Source organism: Pseudomonas sp. PA-7-1E, from assembly GCF_021605325.1.
Classification (GTDB): domain Bacteria; phylum Pseudomonadota; class Gammaproteobacteria; order Pseudomonadales; family Pseudomonadaceae; genus Aquipseudomonas; species Aquipseudomonas fluorescens_BV.
Genome location: NZ_WKFA01000123.1, coordinates 1 through 1,193, shown reverse-complemented (window position 1 = coordinate 1,193; position 1,193 = coordinate 1). Strand labels below are relative to the sequence as shown.

Annotated in this window: 1 protein-coding gene; it reads left to right on the top strand. The window is 55.2% G+C overall.

The features are described from left to right. Positions 1 to 67: 67 nt before the first annotated feature. On the top strand, positions 68 to 1,048 hold the full coding sequence (locus GIW79_RS29480) for an IS5-like element ISPa26 family transposase (protein ID WP_024086516.1): 981 nt from the start codon (positions 68 to 70) through the stop codon (positions 1,046 to 1,048). Positions 1,049 to 1,193: the final 145 nt, after the last annotated feature.

Genomic DNA, 1,193 nt, shown 5'->3' with positions numbered 1-1,193 from the left:
GGAAATCCTGAAAAAGACTTCCTGATTTGGCAAAATCCCCGGACACCAATCGCCGAGCTTTTCGATGATGAAACAAATGACCTTCGCCGATGCCGAGTACGCCGGTAAGCGCAAGCAGACCCGCAAGGAGCTGTTCCTGATAGAGATGGATCGGGTCGTACCCTGGGAGGGTTTGATTGCTCTGATCAAACCTCATTACCCAAAGGGCGAAGGGGGCCGTCCAGCCTATCCGCTGATGGCGATGCTGCGGATTCATCTAATGCAGAACTGGTTCGGTTACAGCGATCCGGCGATGGAAGAGGCGCTGTACGAGACGACGATCCTGCGCCAGTTTTCCGGTCTGAGCCTGGAGCGAATCCCGGATGAAACCACCATCCTCAACTTCCGTCGCCTGCTGGAAAAGCATGAGTTGGCCACCGGTATTCTCGGCGTGATCAATGGCTATTTGGGCGACCGTGGCTTGTCACTGCGACAAGGCACCATCGTCGATGCCACTCTGATTCATGCGCCCAGTTCGACCAAGAACAAGGACGGCAAACGCGACCCGGAAATGCATCAGACCAAGAAGGGCAACCAGTATTACTTCGGTGCCAAAGCTCACATTGGTGTCGACGATGAGTCCGGGCTTGTGCACAGCGTGGTGGTCACTGCGGCCAACGTCGCGGACGTAACCCAAGTCGACAAACTGCTGCACGGTGGTGAGAACGTGGTCTGCGCTGATGCGGGCTATACCGGTGTAGAGAAGCGTGAAGAGCATGAGGGGCGCCAAGTCATCTGGCAGATTGCAGCCCGGCGCAGCACTTACAAAAAGCACGGTAACCGCAGCGCGTTATACAAAGCGATACGTAAGATCGAAAGAGCCAAGGCCCAGGTTCGCTCCAAGGTTGAGCATCCATTTCGGGTGATCAAGCGCCAGTTTGGTTATACGAAAGTGCGCTTCCGAGGCTTGGTGAAAAACACTGCTCAGATGGTGACGCTGTTCGCCCTGTCGAACATTTGGATGGCGCGTCGACATTTGCTCTCCAATGCAGGAGAGGTGCGTCCGTGAAGAGTGAAGTGACTGCTGCGAGGTGCTTGCAGCGGCAAAAAAGGCTGAAATAGACGGCAGGTTTGACCGGGATTTGAGCGGCTACCGTTTTTTGAAAGTGTCGATGGCGAAGTAGCCGGAAAACAGGGGCTACTTCAGACCATCC